This is a genomic window from Neisseria sp. P0019.S003 (genome assembly GCF_051957115.1).
In the GTDB taxonomy this organism is placed as follows: domain Bacteria; phylum Pseudomonadota; class Gammaproteobacteria; order Burkholderiales; family Neisseriaceae; genus Neisseria; species Neisseria flavescens_D.
The window spans coordinates 1-758 of record NZ_JBQCWT010000024.1 but is presented as its reverse complement, the minus strand read 5'-3'; the positions used below and the strand labels follow the sequence as shown (position 1 = coordinate 758).

Sequence of the window (758 nt, the reverse complement as noted above, 5' to 3'; positions counted from 1 at the left end):
AACGAAATGAAAACAAGAAAACGGTTTGAGTCGTCTAGATTTTTTCCACAACCACTTTTGCCCGCGCTTTCAGGCTGTTCAACACTGGCGAGGTGGCGGCTGAGCGGTCGGCGAAATTTTGCAGGGTAGGAAGGTCGGCGTCGGCTTTTACTTTTACGGTTAGCACCAGATTATCCAGTCCGCCGTAGCCATCTTCCATGCCAAACAGTTTGGCCATGTCGATACCGCCGCTTGCGGATATTTCAAACTGTTCCAGTTTCACGCCTGCCAATGCTGCTTGCAACTCGAAACCTATGGAGCAGCAGCCTGCCGCAGCGCTGATCAGGTATTCCACCGGATTTGGGGCGGCGTTTTCACCGCCCATGTTTTTCGGTTCGTCTGTGGTAAAGGCAGGGAAGCGGCGCACGGAGATTTCATTCTTCGTGCCGGATACCCAGCGCGAATCGGCGCGTAATACTGCCTTGCCTTTTGCATGGTCGTTTTCAACCGCTGCCATGGTAGTTCGGAAACGTTCGATATCTAACCCGTTAATCATGTTTTATCCTTTCATATGATGAATTGCAGATGGTTTTTCGCTACACTTACACGCCCATTTTCCACGCGGAGATGCGTTTCAAATTATCCACCGTGTCGTGATTGACGATGGCGGCGAACGTGCCGTCCAGTTTGGCAATTTCAGCTTTGTCTTCATCGCTGAGGGCAAAGTCAAAGACGTTCAAGTTTTCCGCCATACGTTCGGGTTTGGTGGATTTTGCCAA

General features: G+C 50.7%; 1 protein-coding gene. It reads right to left on the bottom strand.

The genetic code is table 11. From position 1 onward, the window contains the following. Positions 1-34: 34 nt before the first annotated feature. Positions 35-535: an OsmC family protein gene (locus tag ACTHTS_RS10875; protein WP_440370038.1), complete on the bottom strand. Its 501-nt coding sequence runs from the start codon at positions 533-535 to the stop codon at positions 35-37. Positions 536-758 lie beyond the last annotated feature (223 nt).